The 20,302-nt window shown below is 66.1% G+C and carries 16 protein-coding genes and 2 pseudogenes; 9 read left to right on the top strand and 9 right to left on the bottom strand.

Features of this window, described 5'->3' with window-relative positions; all coding sequences use genetic code 11:
- Positions 1-10 precede the first annotated feature (10 nt).
- The gene (locus MNAB215_RS05325; RefSeq protein WP_077077770.1) at positions 11-937 is read right to left on the bottom strand and encodes an SDR family NAD(P)-dependent oxidoreductase; all 927 of its coding nucleotides are present in this window, start codon (positions 935-937) and stop codon (positions 11-13) included.
- Positions 938-1,037: 100 nt separating this feature from the next.
- Here MNAB215_RS05325 and MNAB215_RS05320 point away from each other — a divergent pair, with 100 nt between their 5' ends.
- The 3 genes from MNAB215_RS05320 (at position 1,038) to MNAB215_RS05310 (ending at position 4,459) form a co-directional block, all read left to right on the top strand.
- The gene (locus tag MNAB215_RS05320) at positions 1,038-1,604 is read left to right on the top strand and encodes a TetR/AcrR family transcriptional regulator (RefSeq protein WP_077077769.1); all 567 of its coding nucleotides are present in this window, start codon (positions 1,038-1,040) and stop codon (positions 1,602-1,604) included.
- Positions 1,605-1,802: 198 nt separating this feature from the next.
- Positions 1,803-3,428 (top strand): chaperonin GroEL, encoded by a 1,626-nt coding sequence (gene groL, locus MNAB215_RS05315; protein ID WP_077077768.1) that lies wholly within the window; start codon positions 1,803-1,805, stop codon positions 3,426-3,428.
- Between the two features lie 194 nt (positions 3,429-3,622).
- Positions 3,623-4,459 (top strand): SDR family NAD(P)-dependent oxidoreductase, encoded by an 837-nt coding sequence (locus MNAB215_RS05310; protein ID WP_077077767.1) that lies wholly within the window; start codon positions 3,623-3,625, stop codon positions 4,457-4,459.
- Here the strand turns inward: MNAB215_RS05310 and MNAB215_RS05305 are convergent.
- The 4 genes and pseudogenes from MNAB215_RS05305 to MNAB215_RS05290 all read right to left on the bottom strand — a co-directional run bounded on the left by MNAB215_RS05305 (position 4,448) and on the right by MNAB215_RS05290 (position 8,082).
- A complete protein-coding gene (locus tag MNAB215_RS05305) occupies positions 4,448-5,011 on the bottom strand; it encodes a carboxymuconolactone decarboxylase family protein (RefSeq protein ID WP_077077766.1) in 564 nt (187 codons plus the stop codon). The genes MNAB215_RS05310 and MNAB215_RS05305 overlap by 12 nt on opposite strands.
- Positions 5,012-5,029: 18 nt before the next feature.
- Positions 5,030-5,458 carry a hypothetical protein gene (locus MNAB215_RS05300; RefSeq protein ID WP_077077765.1) on the bottom strand — a complete coding sequence of 143 codons (429 nt, stop codon included), beginning with the start codon at positions 5,456-5,458 and terminating at the stop codon, positions 5,030-5,032.
- Positions 5,459-5,787: 329 nt separating this feature from the next.
- Positions 5,788-6,319, bottom strand: a pseudogene (locus MNAB215_RS30740) (PPE family protein); the annotation flags it as partial.
- 38 nt (positions 6,320-6,357) lie between these two features.
- Positions 6,358-8,082: an N-acyl-D-amino-acid deacylase family protein gene (locus MNAB215_RS05290; protein WP_077077764.1), complete on the bottom strand. Its 1,725-nt coding sequence runs from the start codon at positions 8,080-8,082 to the stop codon at positions 6,358-6,360.
- A 45-nt stretch (positions 8,083-8,127) separates the two neighbouring features.
- Between MNAB215_RS05290 and MNAB215_RS29630 the strand changes: the two genes are divergently transcribed.
- Genes MNAB215_RS29630 through MNAB215_RS05280 form a run of 3 tightly spaced genes read left to right on the top strand, consistent with a single transcriptional unit; the run spans position 8,128 to position 9,704 of the window.
- Complete coding sequence (locus MNAB215_RS29630) at positions 8,128-8,280, top strand: VOC family protein (protein ID WP_165691545.1); 153 nt, start codon at positions 8,128-8,130, stop codon at positions 8,278-8,280.
- 22 nt (positions 8,281-8,302) lie between these two features.
- Positions 8,303-8,821, top strand: coding sequence for a mycothiol transferase (locus tag MNAB215_RS05285; protein WP_077077763.1), 519 nt, complete (start codon positions 8,303-8,305; stop codon positions 8,819-8,821).
- A gap of 10 nt (positions 8,822-8,831) precedes the next feature.
- On the top strand, positions 8,832-9,704 hold the full coding sequence (locus MNAB215_RS05280) for a hypothetical protein (protein ID WP_077077762.1): 873 nt from the start codon (positions 8,832-8,834) through the stop codon (positions 9,702-9,704).
- Between the two features lie 19 nt (positions 9,705-9,723).
- Here the strand turns inward: MNAB215_RS05280 and MNAB215_RS05275 are convergent, their stop codons facing one another.
- The 4 genes from MNAB215_RS05275 to MNAB215_RS05260 are packed head-to-tail and all read right to left on the bottom strand — an operon-like array spanning position 9,724 to position 15,708.
- On the bottom strand, positions 9,724-10,431 hold the full coding sequence (locus tag MNAB215_RS05275; protein ID WP_077077761.1) for an anti-sigma factor: 708 nt from the start codon (positions 10,429-10,431) through the stop codon (positions 9,724-9,726).
- Positions 10,428-10,991, bottom strand: coding sequence for a sigma-70 family RNA polymerase sigma factor (locus MNAB215_RS05270; protein ID WP_077078439.1), 564 nt, complete (start codon positions 10,989-10,991; stop codon positions 10,428-10,430). The genes MNAB215_RS05275 and MNAB215_RS05270 overlap by 4 nt, the downstream gene beginning before the upstream one ends.
- Before the next feature lie 45 nt (positions 10,992-11,036).
- Complete coding sequence (locus MNAB215_RS05265; protein ID WP_077077760.1) at positions 11,037-12,764, bottom strand: cytochrome c biogenesis protein DipZ; 1,728 nt, start codon at positions 12,762-12,764, stop codon at positions 11,037-11,039.
- Positions 12,765-12,816: 52 nt separating this feature from the next.
- Positions 12,817-15,708: an MMPL/RND family transporter gene (locus MNAB215_RS05260; protein WP_077077759.1), complete on the bottom strand. Its 2,892-nt coding sequence runs from the start codon at positions 15,706-15,708 to the stop codon at positions 12,817-12,819.
- Between the two features lie 286 nt (positions 15,709-15,994).
- Here MNAB215_RS05260 and MNAB215_RS05255 point away from each other — a divergent pair.
- The 3 genes and pseudogenes from MNAB215_RS05255 to MNAB215_RS05240 all read left to right on the top strand — a co-directional run bounded on the left by MNAB215_RS05255 (position 15,995) and on the right by MNAB215_RS05240 (position 20,293).
- Positions 15,995-16,682: pseudogene (locus tag MNAB215_RS05255) on the top strand (TetR/AcrR family transcriptional regulator).
- Between the two features lie 222 nt (positions 16,683-16,904).
- Positions 16,905-17,312, top strand: a complete 408-nt coding sequence (locus tag MNAB215_RS05245) for an MmpS family transport accessory protein (RefSeq protein ID WP_077078438.1) — start codon at positions 16,905-16,907, stop codon at positions 17,310-17,312.
- A 53-nt stretch (positions 17,313-17,365) separates the two neighbouring features.
- Positions 17,366-20,293 carry an MMPL/RND family transporter gene (locus MNAB215_RS05240; protein WP_077078437.1) on the top strand — a complete coding sequence of 976 codons (2,928 nt, stop codon included), beginning with the start codon at positions 17,366-17,368 and terminating at the stop codon, positions 20,291-20,293.
- Positions 20,294-20,302: the final 9 nt, after the last annotated feature.

Genomic DNA, 20,302 nt, shown 5'->3' with positions numbered 1-20,302 from the left:
GGCCAGCCGGTCAGTCGACCGGATACACCACCCCGGTGAGTTCCTCGGAGACCGCCCACAGCCGGCGTTGCCGTTCGACATCGTGCGACTTAGGGCTGGACGCCACAATCCTTGGGTGGCCCCGCGTTTCGGCGGGCCCGTCCGGCCCGAAGTACTGCCCGCCGAGCACGGCCGGATCGGTCGCGGCGCGCAGTTGCGGCAGCGCGCCGGTGGCCGCGTCCTGGGCGACGAGCGGTTCGGCCGCCGAGTAGACCGGCATCAGCCACCTCGGCAGGTGGCGGGCCAGCTCGGTGCTCGAGCCGCCCGGGTGGGCGGCCGCGGCGATCGTCGTCCCGTGCGGTGCCAGCCGTCGCTGCAGTTCGTACGTGAACAGCAGGTTGGCCAGTTTGGACTGCCCGTAGGCCGCGACCCTGTTGTAGCGGCGCTCCCACTGCAGATCGTCGAAGTGAATGTCGGCCAGGATCCGGTGGCCGATGCTGCTGACCGTGACGACGCGCGAGCCGGCGACCGGCAGCAGCCGGTCCAGCAGCAGGCCGGTGAAGGCGAAGTGGCCCAGGTGGTTGGTGCCGAACTGCAGCTCGAACCCGTCCTTGGTGGTCGACTTCGGCGTCCACATCACCCCGGCGTTGTTGATCAGCAGGTCGATCCGGTCGTAGTCCGTCCGCAGCTGGGCGGCCGCGGCGCGAATGGACTCCAGCGACGTCAGGTCGAGCTCCTGCAGCTTGACGTCGGCGTTGGCGCTGGTCGCAGCGATACGGGAGGCGGCGTCCTTGCCCTTGTCGAGGTTGCGCACCGCGAGCACCACATGCGCGCCATGCCCGGCGAGCGCCAGCGCGGTCTCGTAGCCGAGGCCGGTGTTGGCGCCGGTGACGACGGCGACTCGGCCGGACTGGTCGGGAATGTCCGCGGTGGTCCAGTTGGCCTTCGAAAGGGCCATGGAATAGCTCCTCAGCTTATAGAGTAAACGGGGCGAGCGCTCCGGTTGATTGCAACTATACGGAACGTACGCCCCGCTTTGTCAACCCGAGGTGAATGAGATGGCGCAACCCGCACGGCCGCTGCGCGCCGACGCGGCGCGTAACCGCGCGCGGGTCCTGGACGTTGCCTACGAGACCTTCGCGGCCGAGGGCCTCGCGGTGCCGATCGACGAGATCGCCCGGCGCGCCGGTGTCGGGGCCGGCACCGTGTACCGGCACTTCCCGACAAAGGAAGCTTTGTTTGCCGCTGTTATCGAGGACCGGATGGAAAACCTGGTCGGCGATGGCTATGCGCTGCTGAAATCCGGACCTCCGGGGGAGGCGCTCTTCACTTATCTGCGTTCGCTGGTCCTGCAGTGGGGGGCCACCGACCGTGGACTGGTCGACGCGCTGGCGGGCATCGGCATCGACATCGAAACGGTGGCGCCCGACGCCGAGGATGCCTTCCTGGCCATGCTCGGGGACCTGTTGCGGGCGGCGCAGGAGGCGGGCACCGCCCGGCGCGATATCGGCGTGCGCGAAGTCAAGTCGATTCTGGTCGGATGCCAGGCGATGGAGGCTTACAACTCGGAGTTGGCCGAACGGGTCACCGACGTCGTCGTCGACGGTCTACGCGCGGCGCGGTAGGCATGGGGCCTTCTTGCACTCGGCATAGGCGAGTGCTAAGAATGACGTTGGCACTCGCGACTGGCGAGTGCTAGGTCGGGACGGTGAGGCCAGCTCTTGGTCGTCCGTCGCGGGCACTGCGCCCGGCCAGCGTAAGTAACCTGGTGGCCCACATATGGCCACCTGGTGTCATCCCCAATCCGGAGGAATCACTTCGCAATGGCCAAGACAATTGCGTACGACGAAGAGGCCCGTCGCGGCCTCGAGCGGGGCCTCAACGCCCTCGCCGACGCGGTAAAGGTGACGTTGGGCCCCAAGGGTCGCAACGTCGTCCTAGAGAAGAAGTGGGGCGCTCCCACGATCACCAACGATGGTGTGTCCATCGCCAAGGAGATCGACCTGGAGGACCCCTACGAGAAGATCGGCGCCGAGCTGGTCAAGGAAGTCGCCAAGAAGACCGACGACGTTGCCGGTGACGGCACGACGACGGCCACGGTGCTGGCCCAGGCGCTCGTCAAAGAGGGCCTGCGCAACGTCGCGGCCGGCGCCAACCCGCTGGCTCTCAAGCGCGGCATCGAAAAGGCCGTCGAGAAGATCACCGAGACCCTGCTGAAGTCGGCCAAGGACGTCGAGACCAAGGAGCAGATCGCTGCCACCGCCGGCATCTCGGCCGGTGACCAGTCGATCGGCGACCTGATCGCCGAGGCGATGGACAAGGTCGGCAACGAGGGCGTCATCACCGTCGAGGAGTCCAACACCTTCGGCCTGCAGCTCGAGCTCACCGAGGGCATGCGGTTCGACAAGGGTTACATCTCGGGCTACTTCGTCACCGACGCCGAGCGTCAGGAAGCTGTCCTGGAGGACCCCTACATCCTGCTGGTCAGCTCCAAGGTGTCGACCGTCAAGGACCTGCTGCCGCTGCTGGAGAAGGTCATTCAGGGCGGCAAGCCGCTGCTGATCATCGCCGAAGACGTCGAGGGTGAGGCCCTGTCCACCCTGGTCGTCAACAAGATCCGCGGCACCTTCAAGTCGGTGGCTGTCAAGGCCCCCGGCTTCGGTGACCGTCGCAAGGCGATGCTGCAGGACATGGCCATCCTCACCGGCGGTCAGGTCGTCAGCGAAGAGGTCGGCCTCTCGCTCGAGACCGCCGACATCTCGTTGCTGGGCAAGGCCCGCAAGGTGGTCATCACCAAGGACGAGACCACCATCGTCGAGGGCGCCGGTGACTCCGACGCCATCGCCGGCCGGGTGGCCCAGATCCGCGCCGAGATCGAGAACAGCGACTCCGACTACGACCGCGAGAAGCTGCAGGAGCGCCTGGCCAAGCTGGCCGGCGGTGTTGCGGTGATCAAGGCCGGGGCTGCCACCGAGGTGGAGCTCAAGGAGCGCAAGCACCGCATCGAGGACGCGGTCCGCAACGCCAAGGCTGCCGTCGAAGAGGGCATCGTCGCCGGTGGTGGTGTGGCCCTGCTGCAGGCGGCTCCCGCCCTGGACAAGCTGAAGCTGTCCGGTGACGAGGCCACCGGTGCCAACATCGTCCGCGTGGCGCTGTCGGCTCCGCTGAAGCAGATCGCCTTCAACTCCGGGCTGGAGCCCGGCGTTGTCGCCGAGAAGGTGGCCAACTCGCCCGCCGGGACCGGCCTGAACGCCGCGACCAATGAGTACGAGGACCTGCTCAAGGCCGGCGTTGCCGACCCGGTCAAGGTGACCCGTTCGGCGCTGCAGAACGCGGCGTCCATCGCGGGGCTGTTCCTGACCACCGAGGCCGTCGTCGCCGACAAGCCGGAGAAGGCGTCCGCCCCCGTGGGCGACCCCACCGGTGGCATGGGCGGCATGGACTTCTAAGGAGTCCTTCCAGCACGTCAACGAAAAAGCCCGGTCCCCTTGGGGGCCGGGCTTTTTCGTCTTGTCACACTCGCCACATCGGCCACTGTGCGGAGGCCGGCACGCGATCTGCGAAAGCGATATCGCCGGCGATATCTATTTCCGAGGTCGCCTAATGGCCGAAAAGCAGTGCCCCGGCCTTGTAGGTTCGACCCGTGGCCCTTCCGACTCCCGCACCCACCAATACCGCCGTCGTGACCGGGGCATCGTCGGGCATCGGCGCCGACATCGCCCGCGAGCTGGCCGATCGGGGACACGGCGTCACGCTCGTCGCCCGACGCGAAGACCGGCTTCGCGACCTGGCCGACGAACTCGCAAGCCGAGTCCGCGTCGAGGTAATCGCCTGCGACGTCGGGGATTCCGCGGCTCGCGGCGGCCTCTTCGACGAGGTCGACCGTCGCGGGCTGACCGTCGACATCCTGGTCAACAACGCCGGCATCGGGACCATCGGGTCCGTGACGAAAACACCCGTCGACGACGAGATCGCTCAGGTGCGGGTCAACGTCGAGGCGGTCATCGACCTGACGACGCGCGCGGTACAGCAGATGGTGCCGCGCGGTCGCGGCGCGATCCTCAACGTCGGATCCACCGCGGGCTACTACCCATTCCCGGGGCAGGTCGGCTACGCCGCGACCAAGGCGTTCGTGCGGACGTACACCGAGGGATTGCGCGCAGAACTCGCCGGCACCGGTGTCACCGTCGCGCTGCTGAGCCCTGGGCCGGTGCGCACCGAGTTCCTGAAGTCCGCCGGCATGGACGAGCGGAAGTTCGCCGACGCGTTCCCCAAGTCGCTGTGGATGCCGTCGCGGGAGGTGGCACGCGCCGGCGTCGACGCGCTCGACGGCGACAAAGGAAGCGTGATCCCCGGCTTGCCGAGCAGGCTGTCCACCCGGCTGCTTCAGTTAGTGCCACGACGGTTTCTGTTGCCGCTCTTGGCAAATCAGCATCCAGGCCTTAAAAGGGACTTAGGCAGGGACCGGTCAGCGAGCTGACGCGGGCCAGGGCCGCATCCAGCCCTCCACCGGAAGCGCGAGCGCGTTGCACAGCGTGCAGATGGTGCGATACCAGCCGACGGCCGTGAGCAACTCGATCCGCTGCTCGTCGTTAAGGAAGCTCCCCAGTCCTATCCACGTCGCCTCCGACCAGGAGCCGGTGCGCTCCAACTCGTCGACCGCCCCGATGAGCGTGCGTTCGGCCGGGCTCCACCGCGGGTCGTCGGCGCCGCCGGTGACCAGGGCGTCGCACTCGTCGTCGCTGACGCCCGCGATCGGACCCCAGAACGCCGCTTGGCCGCCCCACTCGTATTCGCAGCCGACCAGCGCGCAGATCCGCAGGATCGCGATCGTCCGCGTGCGTCCGGGCAAAAGTGCTGCGACATAAAGGGATTCACCGAGTTTGCGCAGCCGGGAGGCCAGCGCCGGATGACGTTGCAGACATCGCACCAACAGCAGCGGCTCGTAGGTGCGATCGGGATGGCCCCAGCTTTTGATGCCAGTGGCATCTTCCTCGCTCCACGGCGGAGCGAGCGGTGCGACGCGGCTCACGGATGAGACTGTACGGCCTCAGGCGGGCAGCGAGAACACCACGCAGTCGTGCAGGCAGCCCTTGGCGGCCTCGGAAGAATCCGGGTCCACGTCGCGATGCAGCAGCGCCCGGGTCGGCACGACCGCCAGCCGGGCGGTTTCGGCATCGGAGTCGGTGGCCTCGGCGTGGCCGTCGACGATCAGCGAGTAGCCGCCCGGCTCGGGCGGCGGCCACAGCAGGGTGACATCGCTGCGCTGGCTGAGGTTTTCGCGGGTGCGTCCACCGATCAGCCCGACGTCGATGACGGCTCGCTGCCCATCGGGGCCGTCGGGCAGTTCGCCCAGCTCGGGCTCGACCGTCACGGTGTGCACGCGGTAGTCGTCGTCGACGGTGATCAGGTACGCGAACGGGTAGTCGGGAAGTGCCGCGGCGAGCCGCGCGATGTCCACCCTCTTCTTCGCACGCATGCTGTCGAGGATAGGCGCCGGCTAGGGGCTTGTCGGGTGGAGCAGATCGGGGTGCCCGAGGCTCGGGCGCATGCCGGTGCCCGGGACGTCGGAGTTGAGCAGGCCGCCGGAGCCGAAGTTGGCGTGACTCATCCCGCCCGTGACGTGTTGGCCCGCGGTGAGTGCGCCGAGGTCCGGGGCGGCGTGACTGGCCGCCCCGGTCTGCAGGACCGGCGAGTTCAGGATCCCGTCTCCGGGGGCCAGGCCGAAGCTCGACGGGGTGTTGCCGGTCGGCGGCGCCGCTTGGGAAAGCCCCGACGCCAGGTGGCCGTGGCCGAAGTGGAAGCCGCGGTTGTGTACGACCTCCTGCCACGGGTCCAGATGTTGCACGGCCGCGGACGCGTCGGCGTGGTAATCGGACATGGCCGCCACGTCCGCAGCCCACATCTGCTCGTAGGCGGACTCGATGTCCATGATCGTCGGGGCGTTTTGGCCCAGGTGGTTCGTCGAGGCCAAGGCCTTCAGCAGCCCGCGATTGGCCGACACCACCGCGGGCTGGACCGTGGCCGCCTGCGCCGTCTCGAACGCTGCCGCCATGGCCGACGCCTGATTCGACGTCGCCTCCGCCTGGGCCGCCGCGGCGTTGAGCCAGCTCGCGTACTGCGAGGCGACGGCCATCATGGCGGTCGCCGATGGACCCTGCCACGCGCCCTTGGCCAGGTCCGATGTGACTGCAACAAACGACGACGCCGACGACGCCAGGTTTTCGGCAAGCCCGTCCCACGCCGCTGCTGCGGCCATCATCGGCGCCGACCCAGGACCGGTGAATAGGAGCTCTGAATTGATTTCTGGGGGCAACCGCGCGTAATGCGGGCTAGTCACCGCACCAACTTAGCCGCCCCGGCCCACCCCGCGTGGCGTTATCGTGCGGGGGCGGTCTGCCGGCCCCGAATCAGCTTGCCCGGACGCGCGTCGGTGGGCACGCCGTTCTCCGCGATCACCTCGCCGGACACGATCGTTGCGACGTAGCCGTCGGCGGTCTGGTCCAGGCGACGGCCGCCGGCGGGCAGGTCGTAGCTGATCACCGGCTTGTGTAGCCGCAGCGCCGCGTGGTCGATGACGTTGAGGTCGGCCTTGTAGCCGACGGCGATACGGCCGCGGTCGCCCAGCCCGGCGATGCGGGCCGGCACCGTGGTCAGCTCGCGAACCGCCTCGCCCACCGTGAAGCGCCCGGACTTGCGGTCGCGCGCCCAGTGCGCCAGGAAGTACGTCGAGTAGCTGGCGTCGCAGATCATGCCGTAGTGCGCCCCGCCGTCGCCGAGGCCGAGCACCACGTCGTCGCGGTGCAGCAGCTCGCCGACGGTGTCCAGCGAGTTGCGCTCCAGGTTGCTCGTCGCCACCAGCAACATCGCCCGGCCCTCGTCATCGAGCAGTCGGTCGTAGGCCTCCTCCATCGGGTCCACACCCTTGGCGCGGGCCCGGGCTCCGATGCTGTCCGCCGGGTTGGGCTCGTAGTTGGGGTTGTCGTCCAGCGGGAAGATCCAGTCCCACATCTGGGCCACGTAGAGGATCGGGTGACCGTGGCCGGGCTTGTCGGCGAGGATGCGGGCGCGCACCTCGGGCTTGCGCATCTCGGCGACCCGCTCGGCGAGCGGCAGGTGTGCGATCTCCTGGTAGCTGGGATAGAGCACGAACGGGTTGGCCGTCAGCTGCAGCCCGATGATCAACCCGATCGGGCGCGGCAGCAGCTGCGCGGTGATGTCGCCGCCCGCGGCGTTGGCCTTCTCGATCATGTTGATGGCGTCCGGCCACGTCGGGTCGCCCGCGTTGGCGACGACGAGCGTGAAGGTGACCGGTAGCCCGACATCCTCGGCGACGTCGAACACCGTCTGCAGCACGTGCTGGTAGCCGCCGGCCGGAATGTCGGGCACGAACTGCAGCAGGCCGCCGCCCGCGTCGACCACACCCCTGGCGATCTGTTCGATCTCCTCCCGGGCGGCTTCGTAACTCGGTATGGGCGAGCCACTTTCGGTCTTGTGGATGGTCAACCGTGACGAGGCGAAACCCAGCGCCCCGATCTCGATCGCCTCCTTGGCGAGCTCCCGCATCTTGGCCAGGTCCTCGGCGGTCGCCGGCTCGCGGTCGGCGCCGCGCTGACCCATCACGTAGACCCGCAGCGGGGAGTGCGGCAGGTAGGCGGCTACGTCGATGTCGCGTCTGCCGGCGTCCAGCGCATCCATGTATTCGGGGAAGGTTTCCCACGTCCAGGGCAGGCCGTCGGTCATCACGACACCGGGAATGTCCTCGACGCCGGCCATCACGTCGACCAGGACGTCATGGTCTTCTTGGCGGCACGGCGCAAAACCGACTCCGCAGTTGCCCATCACCACCGTGGTCACCCCGTGCGCCGACGACGGGGTCAGCCGTTCCGACCAGATCGCCTGCCCGTCGTAGTGGGTGTGCAGGTCGACGAAGCCGGGCGTCACCAACAGCCCGCCCGCGTCGATCTCGCGCTCGGCGGTGGCACCGTTCACGGCGCCGACCGCGGCGATGACGCCGTCGCTCACCGCGACGTCCCCGACGTACGGCTCACCCCCCTGGCCGTCGACAATCGTGCCATTGCGGATGATCAGGTCGTAGGTCATCTAATTAATCTACGACCGCGCCCGGGTCCGTGCCAGGATCTTTCCCTGATCGACCACATGGGAATCAGCTGCGCCGACTACCCGAAATCCCAGGCGTTCTACGACGGCGTGCTCGGCGTGCTCGGGTTCTCCCGGCGCCCCGGCTACTTCGCTGCCTTCGTCCGCGATCCCGACGGCAACAACGTCGAAGCGGTGTGACACGGCGCGTAGGGTCGGCCGTATGTCAGACAGTGCCGACGCCGCCGCGCAGGAGTTGCTTCGCGACGCGTTCACCCGGTTGATCGATCACGTCGACGAGCTGACCGACGACCTGACCGACGAGGTATCCGACTACCGCCCGACCCCCGACGCCAACAGCATCGCGTGGCTGATCTGGCACAGCGCGCGGGTGCAGGATATTCAGCTGGCCGGTGTGGCCGGGGTGGAGCAGGTGTGGTTCCGCGACGGCTGGGTGGACCGGTTCGGGCTGGACCTGCCGCGCAACGACACCGGCTACGGCCATGGCCCCGAACAGGTCGCGAAGGTGCGGGCTTCGGCCGACCTGCTGTCCGGCTACTACCGTGCGGTGCACAAGCTCAGCCTGGAGTATGTCGCCAGCGTGACCGCCGGGGAGCTGTCCCGAGTCGTGGACACCAACTGGGACCCGCCGGTGACGGCCAGTGCCCGGCTGGTGAGCATCATCGACGACTGTGCGCAGCACCTTGGGCAGGCCGCCTATCTGCGGGGAATCGCACAGTAGGTTCTAGGGCGTGCGATTTGCAGCGACGCTGGTGTTCTGGCTGGCCACCACGGTGGCGCTGGCCGTCGCGGTGCCCGCGCAGTGGGCGCAGCGCCATGTCGTGGACGTCGACGGCTACACCGCGATAGCGCAGAAAGCGGCGGCCGACCCGGCTCTGCAGGCCGCCATGGCGGGCGAACTTGCCACCAGGGCGATGGCGCTGATCGCCGCGCACAATGGGGGTCGCTACGGCGCCGACGGCACACGGGTACAGGCCGCCGCCGCGGCCTTCACGGCCGGCCCTGCGTTTCCGCCGTTATTCGCCCAGGCGAACCGCGTGGCCCACGATTGGCTGTTCACCGATGCGCGGTCCGGCCAGGACGGCAACCAGTGGATGGTCGACCTCGCGCCGATGCTCAACGACAGCTCGATCCGGGCGCTGCTCGACGGCTACCACGTGCCAGTGCCTGCGACGCTTGCCGTTCCGCTTACGGTGTCGGTGCCGTCGATGTCTGCGCCGTTGCGGCAGGGCCAGCTGAGCCGGGTCGCCGCCTGGGGTCCCTGGGTCAGCATCGGTGCGGCGGCGTGGTGCGGGTTCTGCGCGCTGCTGACCCTGCTGGCCGCGCGGCGGCGCGGCAAGGCGCTGACCAGCCTCGGCGTCTCGGCGCTGCTGGTCGGTGCGGCGGGATGGGCGGGCATCGAGGTCGGTGCGCGCTACGTCAACGACGCGTTGGGGCGCATGACGGGCAACGTCCGTGACGTCGCCGACGTCATGGTCGCCGACGCCGAGGCCAGCGCGCGCGGATGGCTCGACCTCACACTCGCCGCCGGCGTCGCGCTGGTGGTATTCGGCGTGCTGGTCGCGATGGTCGGCACTGTGTTGCTGGGCAAACGAGGATCGTGACGCGGAAGCCGGTGGTCCACTAGCTGAGCGGTAACTCGGCCAATATCTTCGTCGTCGGCTGCGGTGACCCGCTCCCGGGTTCGACGGTGAACGCCAGCGCGGTCGACGTTCCGAGGTTGGCCAGCGTCGCCGTCGTCGAGGGCGTGACGGCCGCGGGCCCCATGGTGCCGGCCGAAGTCGGGCCGTTAGCGCCGATCAACCACATCTGATAGACGGTGCCCTGGGCCGGCGGCGGCACGTTGTCCATCACCAGCACGCCCGCGTTGCGGTTGTGGGAGAACGTCACCGTGGCCGTCCCGCCGCCCAGCGGGCTGGATACCTTCCGCGCATCCGATGCCGACATGACCTGTTGGGCCAGCGACGGCGTCGCCGCCGGTCGCAACAGCACTTGGACACCCAACGCCGTCAGTCCCGCCACAATCGTCGCCGCGACGGACACCAAAAGCGTTGTGCGCCAGCGCATTTTCCGCTTAGCGGCGACCTCGTCGGGTTTCGCCAGGGCCAGCACGCTGGCTCGCAGGTGTGCGGGAGGCTCGGCGGTGGTCGACGCCGACAGCGCCGCCATCGTCTCCCGGACGGCACGAACTTCGTCGGCGAAGGCCGCCGCCACCGCGGGCGGCGCGGCCGCGACCCTGCGGTCGATGTCGGCGCGCTCGGCGTCGGACACGGCGTGCAGCGCGTACGGAGCGGCCAGCTCGGTCAATTCGAAGTCGTTGGGCTCGGTCATGACACATCCAGGCAGTTGCGTAACCCGCGCAGCGCGTCGCGGATGCGCGATTTGATCGTCGACAAATTAGCGGCCAACCGCTGCGAGACTTCGGTATACGTCAGGCCCCCGTAGTAGGCCAGCTCGATGCACTGCCGCTGCGCGTCGGTCAACCCCTCCAGGCATTCGGCCACCCGACGGTGCTCGTCGCCTGCGATCGCGGAGTCGGCGACGACATCACTGGCCGGGTCGACATTGGCTGCGCCGTAACGGGATTCCCGACGGCTGCCCGCTTGCTCGGAACGCACCCGGTCGATGGCCCGCCGGTGTGCCATGGTCAGCATCCAGGACAGGGCGGACCCTTTTGCCGGGTTGTACTCGGCTGCCGTCCGCCAGATCTCGAGGTAGACCTCCTGGGTGGTCTCTTCGCTATAGCCGGCATCCCGTAGTACCCGTATCACCAGGCCGAACACCCGGCTCTTGGTGAGGTCGTAGACGGCCGCGAAGGCCTCGGCGTCCCCGGCCGCCACCCGACGCAGCAACGCATCCAGGTTGCTGCTCGGGTGCGTCAGTTCCGTCATCATTCGCCAGCCTATCGCCCTTAATCCGTGGTGGTCGTCGGCGCGCTAGCCGAAGGTAAACGAAAACACTTGGAGTCCTTTGCCGATCTGCAGGTCGAGCTGATCGCGGTGCGCGGTGGAATCGGCCACGATCTGATGCAGGGTCGGCGGCCCGCTGATCGGTGTCGCGGTCGTCTTTCCGTCTCGGGTCACGGTGATGGTGCCGCTACCGGCGACGACGACGAACACGTCTTTGGCCGTGTAGTTCAACCGGATCGCGGCATCGTCGCTGTCCGCGGTCACCGCTTCGTCGTCCAGGGTCCAGCGCCCGCGCAACGCGAACTTGTCGTCAGCGAGGTTGGCGGGGAAGCTGAAGCCGGCAGGGCCGGCCTTGTATGCGCCGTCGCCGCCGTAGTTCGTGGCCTTGCCGGCCCCCAAGTAGGTCTCGGGCGTGAGGCCGGTCTGTGGTGTGGTGTCGACCGAGTTCACCGAACTGGGTAGCCGGACGCCAGGTTTGGCGTCGGTCAGCAACTGCCGGATCAGCTTGTCGGTGCCGTCGTAGTCACCCTCGCCGAACTTGGTGTGCCGGACGACTCCGTTGGCATCGATCAGGTACTCGGCGGGCCAGTAGAGGTTCTGGAAGCTGTTCCAGGTGGCGTAGTCGTTGTCCAGCGCGACGGGGTAGTCGATGTGCAACGCGGCGGCGCCGCTGGCGACGTTGCCCGCAACATGCTCGAAGGCGTACTCGGGGGTGTGTACCCCGATCGCCACGAATCCGCTGTCGCGATACCGGTTGTACCAATCGACGACGTGCGGGATGGCGCGTTGGCAGTTGATGCACGAGTAGGCCCAGAAGTCGATCAGGACCACCTTGCCCCGCACCGACGCGGCGTCGAGCGGTTTGCCGTCCGGGGTGTTGAGCCATCCGGTGATGCCGGTGATTGCGGGGGCCGGCCCGCACTGTTGCAGCTGGGCAGAGCCTTCGGTGCAGTCGCTCAATTGCCCGTTGCCGGTGTGGTCCGGGTTGAGCTGCAGCGCACTGTCCGCGGCCGGACTCGGCGTGCTGCCCGCGTTGAGCGTGCGCTGGATTTCGTTGGCCCCGAGCCGGTTCTGCATCGCCGTCGTGTAGTCGGGGATGGCGCGCTGCAGCGTCGCGGGCAGGTTGAAGACCAGTCCCACGGCCAGCACGATCATCATGATTCCGCCGGCGACTTGAATGGCCCGCTGCCGACGGCGGAATGCCGAGACGCGTTCGGCGACGCGCTGGCCGGCCACCGCGAAAGCCAACAACGGCAGCGCGTTGCCCACGGCGAACGCCGCGGTCAACACGAGAGTCCCCGGGCCGATGGATTCCGTGCCGCCGGCGACCACGATCGCGGCCAGCACCGGTCCCGCGCACGGCACATACAGCGCGCCCAGCGTTAGGCCAAGACCGAAACCGTCTGTGCCGCTTTTCGTTTCGCGTAGCGGAATGCGGGCGAACGGCCGCTCGATCACGTGTTGCACCGGCGGGAAGATCAAGCCCAGGCCGATGAGCGTCAGCACCACCAGGGCAGTCCACCGGATCGCGTCCTGGGGCAGATGCAATGCCGTCAGCAACGCGGACCCAACCAGCGTGGCCAGGCTGAAGCTGCACACCAGGCCGGCGATCACCAGATACGGTCGCGCGGCCGAACGCAAACCGCGGGTGTGCTCCGCGCCGGACAGGAAGATCACCGGCAGCACAGGCAAGACGCACGGCGAGATGCCGGTGATCAGGCCACCGAGAAATCCGATCAGGACGATGGTGTGCATTGTTGGTATTCGTAGTGGCCGGAGTCAAAGACGGGCGCGCGTGCCAACTTGGCTACTCGCTGTGGATCAGTGCACGAACCCACGGGCGGGGCCCCATCGTCCGAAGCAACGAACTGGCCGGCCGGGGGCGTACCCGCAGCGGCCACCAGAACCAGCGACCCAGCAACGCCGCGATGGACGGTGTCATGAACGCGCGGACAATCAACGTGTCGAATATCAGACCGAGGCCGATCGTGGTGCCCACCTGGGCGATAATTCGTAGCTCGCCGACGACCATGGATGCCATCGTGAACGCGAACACCAGTCCGGCGTTGGTCACGACCTTGCCGGTGCCGCCCATCGAGCGAATGATGCCGGTGTTCAATCCGGCATGGATCTCCTCTCGGAATCGGGAGACCAACAGCAGGTTGTAGTCAGATCCCACCGCCAGCAACACGATGACGGACATCGCCAGCACCAGCCAGTGCAACGGAGTGCCGAGCAGGTACTGCCAAACCAGCACGGACAACCCGAACGAAGCACCCAGGGACAGCGCGACCGTCCCTACGATGACGGCAGCGGCGACGAGGGCTCGGACGAGGATCAGCATGATGACGAAAACCAGGCACAGCGAAGAGATTCCGGCGATCAGCAGATCGAACGCAGCGCCCTGGGAGAAATCTTTGAATACGGCTGCCGTGCCGTAGAGATAGATCTTGGCGTTCTCCAGGGGAGTCACCTTCAACGCCTCTTCGGCGGCGGTGTGAATGGCATCGACGCTTGCCATGCCCTCGGATGTGGCGGGGTCTCCCCGGTGCAAAATAATGAACCGGGCCGCATGTCCGTCTGCCGACAGGAAGCTGTTCATGGCCCGCTTGAAGTCTTTGTTCTTGAAGACGTCGGGCGGTAGGTAGAACGAGTCGTCGTTCTTGGCGCCATCGAACGCGTGCCCCATGGCCGTTGAGTTATCGGCCGCGCTGTCCATCTGACCGAAGACGCCGGACATGGTGCTGTGCATGCTCAGCAGCATGGTCCGCATGGACCCCATGATGGCGATCTGCGGCAGAAGCTGCGCCGTCAACTGCGGCATCAGCGCGTCGAGCTGGTCGAGATTTCCCACCAGCGCGTGAAACTTCTCCGTGATTCCGTCAATGCTGTCGAGGGAATCAAAGATGGATCTTATCGAGAAACAAATGGGTATATCAAAGCAGTGCTTTTCCCAGTAGAAATAGCTTCGAAGCGGCCGGAAAAAATCCTCGAAATCCGCGATGTGATCGCGCAAATCGTCCGTTTTTTCTTCCATTTGGTGCGTGACGACGACCGTGTTGTGGGTAATCGCATTGAGCTCCTGCAACAGGTTGTACATGCCCTGCATCAACTGCTGCAACCTGGCGAGGTCCTCAGCCTGCGTGAGCAGGTCCTCCATCCGGGTTTCCTGAAACTTCAGCGTCTGCTGCTGAAAGGCTTGTTGCATGCTCATCAGGAATGGCAGGGTGGTGTGTTGCATCGGCGTCCCGTCGGGCCGGGTAATCGCTTGTACCCGGGATATTCCCGGAATTTCGATGAGGGCCTTCGCCACCTTGTTCAGGATGAGAAAGTCAGCCGGGTTTCGCAGGTCGTGGTCTGACTCGATCATGAGGATTTCGGGCTTCATCCGGGCCGGGGAGAAGTGGCGATCGGCGGCCGCGAATCCCTGATTGGCGGGAATGGACTGCGGTAAATAGGCCCGGTCGTTGTAGCTGGGCCGGTAACCGGGCAGGGTGAGCAGTCCGACCAACGCCACGGACAAGCTCGCGACGAGGATGGGTCCCGGCCACCGGACGATCGCCGTGCCAATCCTGCGCCAGCCGCGGAACTGCAGCTTTCGCTTCGGCTCGAACAGGCCGAAACGGCTGCCGACGGCCACAACCGCCGGCCCCAGCGTGAGCGCCACCGCGATGGCCATCACCAGTCCCGCCGCGCACGGGATGCCCAGCGTGTGAAACGACGGCATCCGCGCGAAGTTGAGGCAGAACATAGCCCCGGCAATCGTCAATCCGGAACCCAAGATGACATGCGCGGTCCCGCGGTACATCGTGTAGAACGCGGCTTCCTTGTCCTCACCGGCCTGCCGGGCTTCCTGATACCGCCCGACGAGGAATATCCCGTAGTCGGTTCCCGCCGCGATCGCCAGCGAAGTGAGCAGGCTGATCGCAAACGTGGTGAGGCCGATAGCACCCGTTTCGCCGATCGCGGCGACAATGCCACGGGCAGCCGATAATTCGATCCCGACCGTGAGCAGCAGCAGGATCACGGTGAAAATCGAGCGGTAGACGAGCATCAACATGAGGCAGACCACCCCGACCGACACCAGGGTGATCAGGGCCGTGGATTTGTCGCCGGCCTGGCGGGTATCGGAGGCCAGCGCCGAGGCCCCGGTGATCCAGACCTTGACCCCGGGCGGTGGCGGCGTGCTGTCGACGATTTTGCGCACCGCTTCGACGGAATCGTTGGCCAGCGCCTCGCCCTGGTTGCCGGCGAGATTCACCTGGACGATCACGGCTTTGCTGTCATTGCTCAGCGCGCCGGCCGCGGTGAGCGGATCGCCCCACCAGTCCTGGATGTGCTGGACGTGTTTCGTATCGTCGCGCAACTTGCGAATCATGCCGTCGTAGAACTTGTGGGCGTCATCGCCGAGGGGTTGATCGCCCTCCACGACGATCATCGCCGTGCTGTCCGAATTTCCTTCGTTGAACACTTTGCCGATGTGCCGCATCGACTTGAACGATGGTGCATCGTCGGGACTCAGCGAGACCGCTCGCTGGGCCCCGACCACTTCCAGTGGTGGGAGCGCGGTGCTCATGAGGACGATGATCCCTAGCCAGCCCAGGATGATCGGTATCGCGAGACGATGAATCAGCCTGGCGAGGCGGGGCCGCTCGTTATGGGCGTGGGGAGGCGCGTCGTTGGCGAATTGTGTTCTCACGGATATGCCACCAGGCCGCCCGCCGGGAACCGGCAGCCAGCCCAATATCGCGCCAGAAGCCTAGAAATTCCGAATCCCTTTCACCGGTCGGCGTTCGGCTGCCGGACCGTGCGTCGTCCGCCCCCGGATGCTAATTGAGATCGCCACGTCGGCGCCAAGTAAGTACTACAAAGGCTACCCTAAGCCTTTTGCGGGAAGTAACGCATATCGCGTGCGTAACGCTGAACGGGGCACGTCGATGGGGCCCGTGCAAATCACATAGTGTGCGTTATACAAATCACGTGATGTGCGTTATCCTCTGGCCCGTGGCGCAACTCACGTTCCAGCGCGCCCGCACCGCGGAGAACAAGCGCCGACGTGCGGCGGCACTCGTCGAGGCCGCGCGGTCACTGGCCGTCGAAAGCGGCGTCACGTCGGTCACGCTGACCGCCGTCGCGGGCCGCGCCGGTATTCACTACTCCGCGGTGCGCCGCTACTTCTCGTCGCACAAAGAGGTGCTGATGCACCTTGCGGCCGAGGGATGGGTGCGCTTCTCGGAAACGGTGTGCGCGGAGTTGGCCGAGTCTGGACCCAGGTCGCCGGCGCAGGTGGCCGAGACGTTGGCCAACGCCCTGGCGGCCGACACGCTGTTTTGCGACCTGCTCGCCAACCTGCACCTGCACCTCGAGCATGAAGTGCGCATCGAGCGGGTGGTCGAAATCAGGCGGACCATCAGTGCGGCCGCGGTCGCGGTCGCCGATGCGGTCGAGCGTGCGCTGCCCGCGCTTGGCCGCAGCGGTGCCTTCGACATCCTCATTGCCGCCTACTCGTTGGGCGCGGCTTTCTGGCAGATCGCCAACCCGCCGGAGCGGCTCACCGACGCCTACTCGAACGAGCCTGAGGTGCTGCCGCCCGAGTGGAACATCGACTTTGCCTCCGCGCTGACCCGACTATTGACCGCCACGTGCATCGGCCTCGTTTCCGAATCGCCATGAGCAGAAAAGAGATTGGCATGCATCAGGTGGGCGTGCTTACGTCTGCCCAGGCCGCAGGGCGCGCCATGGCGCCGATCTGTCAAGGATACTTAGCGCTCCAAAGCATCCCAGGCCAGCGCCAGATGGCCGGGATGGCTGGTGCGATCGAGCGGGCGTCCGGGCGCCCGATTAGCGGAAGGTAATTGGGTGGCGAAGGTTGCCGTTGCCAACACGGTGAAGAAGATGTGGATCGTATTCGTCATCGCCGCAGTTATCGCGGTGGCGGGGTTCGTCGTCCTTCGTCTCCGCTCGTTTTTCGGCGATCACGACACGCGAGGGATCGGCAGCAGCAGCCTCGACGACATCAAGCCGTTCAACCCAAAGCACGTGGTCTACAAGGTCTACGGGTCCGGGGCCACCGCGAACATCAACTATCTGGACATCAATGCCCAGCCGCGGCGGATAGACAACGTACCGCTGCCCTGGACGCTTTCGGTCACCACGACGCTGCCGTCGGTGAGCGTGAACGTCGTCGCGCAGACCGAGGGAGACCAGATCGGCTGCCAGATCATCGTGAACGACGTAGTCAAGGACGAAAGGTCGATCACCGGAGTGAACGCTGAAACCTTTTGCATAGTGAAGTCTGCATGAGTACCAACGGTGACGTGCATGTCGGTAAAAACGACGCCGTCGGGCTCCCGCACATGCCGTTCTTTGCGAAGAACGTCTACAAATTCGCCGGGCTGATCGTCCTGGGCTGGGTCGGGCTGGTGGTGTGCCTGAGCATGTTCGTCCCCGACCTGGAAACGGTCGGCAAGGCGCACACGGTGCCGATGAGCCCGAAAGAGGCGGCATCGATGAAGGCGACGCAGCGCGTCGGCAAGGTGTTCAACGAGTTCGACAGCGACAGCAACGTCATGGTCGTCCTGGAGGGCGACAAGCCGCTTGGCGACGACGCGCACCACTACTACGACGGGCTGGTCAGGAAGCTCGAGGCCGACACGACGCACGTCGAGCACGTGCAGGACTTCTGGGGCGACCCGCTGACGGCGGCCGGCTCGCAGAGCTCCGACGGTAAGGCCGCCTACGTGCAGATATACCTGCGCGGTAACCAGGGCGAGACCAGGGCCAACGAGTCCGTGCGGGCGGTCCGCAAGCTGGTGGAAGACACGCCGCCGCCGCCCGGGCTCCACGTCTATGTCACCGGCGCGGCGGCGCTGACCGCCGATCAGTCGGCGGCCGGCGACAAGGGCGTCATCTTGGTCACCCTGCTCACCTTCGTCGTGATCATCGTGATGTTGCTATGGGTCTACCGCTCGTTCGTCACCATGTTCGTCACCCTGCTCATGGTGGTGCTCGAACTGTTCGCGGCGCGGCAGGTTGTCGCGTTCCTGGCCGACAACGAAATCATCGGCCTGTCGACGTTCGCCGTGAACCTGCTGGTGTTGATGGTGATCGCGGCAAGTACCGACTACGCGATCTTCGTGCTGGGCCGGTATCAGGAGGCTCGATCGCTCGGCGAGGACCGAGAACAGGCCTTCTTCACCATGTTTCACGGGACCGCGCACGTGGTGCTGGGCTCCGGTCTGACCATTGCCGGAGCGATGTATTGCCTCAGCTTCACCCGCCTTCCTTATTTCCAGAGCCTCGGCGTCCCGTGTGCGGTGGGAACGCTTGTCGCCGTCATGGCGGCGCTCACACTGGGCCCGGCGATATTGGCGGTGGGGAGTCGGAGTCGTTTTCACCTGTTCGACCCCAAGCGCACGATGCGGACGCGCGGCTGGCGGCGGGTGGGTACTGCCATCGTCCGGTGGCCCGGGCCGATCCTGGCCGTGTCGATCGGCATCGCGCTCATCGGCCTACTCGCGCTGCCCGGGTACCGGACGAACTACGACAACCGTCAGTACCTGCCGCCCAGCACGAAGGCCGTCGTCGGATATGAGGCCGCGGAGCGGCACTTCTCCAACGCGCGGATGAATCCGGAACTGCTGATGATCGAGACCGATCACGACATGCGCAATCCGGCAAACATGTTGGTACTGGACAGGATCGCCAGGAACGTCTTCCACATCCCCGGCGTCGCCCGCGTCCAGACGATCACGCGGCCGCTTGGAGCGCCGATCGAGCACACCTCGATCCCGTTCCAGATCAGCATGCAGAACACGACGCAGGTCGAAAACCAGGAGTACATGAAGAAGCGGATGGCCGACATGCTGAAGCAGGCCGACGCGATGCAGGATTCCATCGACACGATGCAGCGGATGTACGACATCACCGCGCGGATGGCCGCGCTCACGCATCACATGAGTGGCCTCACCCACGACATGCTGGACATCACCGGCCAAATGCGGGATGAGATCGCCAATTTCGACGACTTCTTCCGTCCGATCCGCAGCTACTTCTACTGGGATAAGCATTGCTACGACATTCCGTCCTGCTGGGCGCTGCGGTCGATTCTGGACGCACTCGACGGTCTGGATCAGCTCGTCGAGAAGTTGGGGGGCCTTGCCGACGACATCTCCAAGTTGGACATCTTGCTGCCGCAGATGCTGGCCCAGATGCCGCCGATGATCGCGACGATGACGACGATGAAGCAGATGATGCTGACGATGCACAGCTCGATGAACTCGATGTACGACCAGATGGACGTAATGAGCCAGAACTCGACCGCCATGGGTCAGGCATTCGACGCGGCCAAGAACGACGACTCGTTCTACATTCCGCCGGAGGTCTTCGACAACCCCGATTTCAAGCGCGGTTTGAAGATGTTCCTGTCACCCGACGGCCACGCCGCCCGTTTCATCATCTCCCATGACGTGCCTCCGGCGACGCCCGAAGGCATTTCGCACGTCGACCCGATCAAGTTGGCGGCCAAGGAAGCCATCAAGGGAACGCCACTGGAGGGTTCCAAGATCTGGCTGGGCGGTACGGCCGCGGTCTACAAGGACATGCGCGACGGGTCCAAATACGACCTGATGATCGCCGGGATATCGGCGGCCAGCCTGATCCTCATCATCATGTTGATCATCACCCGCAGCCTGGTCGCCGCGATCACCATCGTGGGTACGGTGCTGCTGTCGTTGGGCGCCTCATTCGGCCTCTCGGTCCTGGTCTGGCAGGACATCCTGGGCATTGAACTGCACTGGATGGTGCTGGCGATGTCGGTCATCTTGCTGTTGGCGGTGGGATCCGACTACAACCTGCTGCTGGTTTCCCGGTTCAAAGAGGAGATCCATGCCGGAATCAGGACCGGCATCATCCGGTCGATGGCCGGCACCGGCGCGGTGGTGACGTCTGCCGGTCTGGTGTTCGCCGCCACCATGGCGACGTTTGCGATCAGCCCGCTGCGGGTCATGGGGCAGGTGGGTACCACCATCGCTCTCGGTCTGTTGTTCGACACGTTGATCGTGCGGTCGTTCATGATGCCGTCGGTCGCTGCACTGATGGGCCGCTGGTTCTGGTGGCCGACCCCGGTGCGCACGCGCCCGGCCAGCCAGATGCTTCGCCCGTACGGTTCGCGTTCGGCCGTCCGCGCGTACATGTTGCCTCCAGAGCCGGACCGTAATGTCCAGTCGCCCAACGGGGAGGCGGCCAACACCGATCGCTTCTCGGTGACCTCACCGCACTACTGACGCTCACCC

Source organism: Mycobacterium numidiamassiliense, assembly GCF_900157365.1.
GTDB classification, from domain to species: Bacteria; Actinomycetota; Actinomycetes; order Mycobacteriales; family Mycobacteriaceae; genus Mycobacterium; species Mycobacterium numidiamassiliense.
Note: the sequence above shows the minus strand (reverse complement) of the source record. Positions and strands in the feature narration are given on the sequence as shown.

What these genes read in the sequence shown, in the direction of transcription:
- MNAB215_RS05240 (WP_077078437.1), top strand. Translation starts at nt 17,366, where the DNA reads ATGCCGTTCTTTGCGAAGAACGTCTACAAATTCGCCGGGCTGATCGTC.
- MNAB215_RS05270 (WP_077078439.1), bottom strand. Translation starts at nt 10,991, where the DNA reads ATGACGGAACTGACGCACCCGAGCAGCAACCTGGATGCGTTGCTGCGT.
- MNAB215_RS05245 (WP_077078438.1), top strand. Translation starts at nt 16,905, where the DNA reads ATGTGGATCGTATTCGTCATCGCCGCAGTTATCGCGGTGGCGGGGTTC.
- groL (WP_077077768.1), top strand. Translation starts at nt 1,803, where the DNA reads ATGGCCAAGACAATTGCGTACGACGAAGAGGCCCGTCGCGGCCTCGAG.
- MNAB215_RS05325 (WP_077077770.1), bottom strand. Translation starts at nt 937, where the DNA reads ATGGCCCTTTCGAAGGCCAACTGGACCACCGCGGACATTCCCGACCAG.
- MNAB215_RS05265 (WP_077077760.1), bottom strand. Translation starts at nt 12,764, where the DNA reads ATGCACACCATCGTCCTGATCGGATTTCTCGGTGGCCTGATCACCGGC.
- MNAB215_RS05285 (WP_077077763.1), top strand. Translation starts at nt 8,303, where the DNA reads ATGTCAGACAGTGCCGACGCCGCCGCGCAGGAGTTGCTTCGCGACGCG.
- MNAB215_RS05300 (WP_077077765.1), bottom strand. Translation starts at nt 5,458, where the DNA reads ATGCGTGCGAAGAAGAGGGTGGACATCGCGCGGCTCGCCGCGGCACTT.
- MNAB215_RS05290 (WP_077077764.1), bottom strand. Translation starts at nt 8,082, where the DNA reads ATGACCTACGACCTGATCATCCGCAATGGCACGATTGTCGACGGCCAG.
- MNAB215_RS05320 (WP_077077769.1), top strand. Translation starts at nt 1,038, where the DNA reads ATGGCGCAACCCGCACGGCCGCTGCGCGCCGACGCGGCGCGTAACCGC.
- MNAB215_RS05275 (WP_077077761.1), bottom strand. Translation starts at nt 10,431, where the DNA reads ATGACCGAGCCCAACGACTTCGAATTGACCGAGCTGGCCGCTCCGTAC.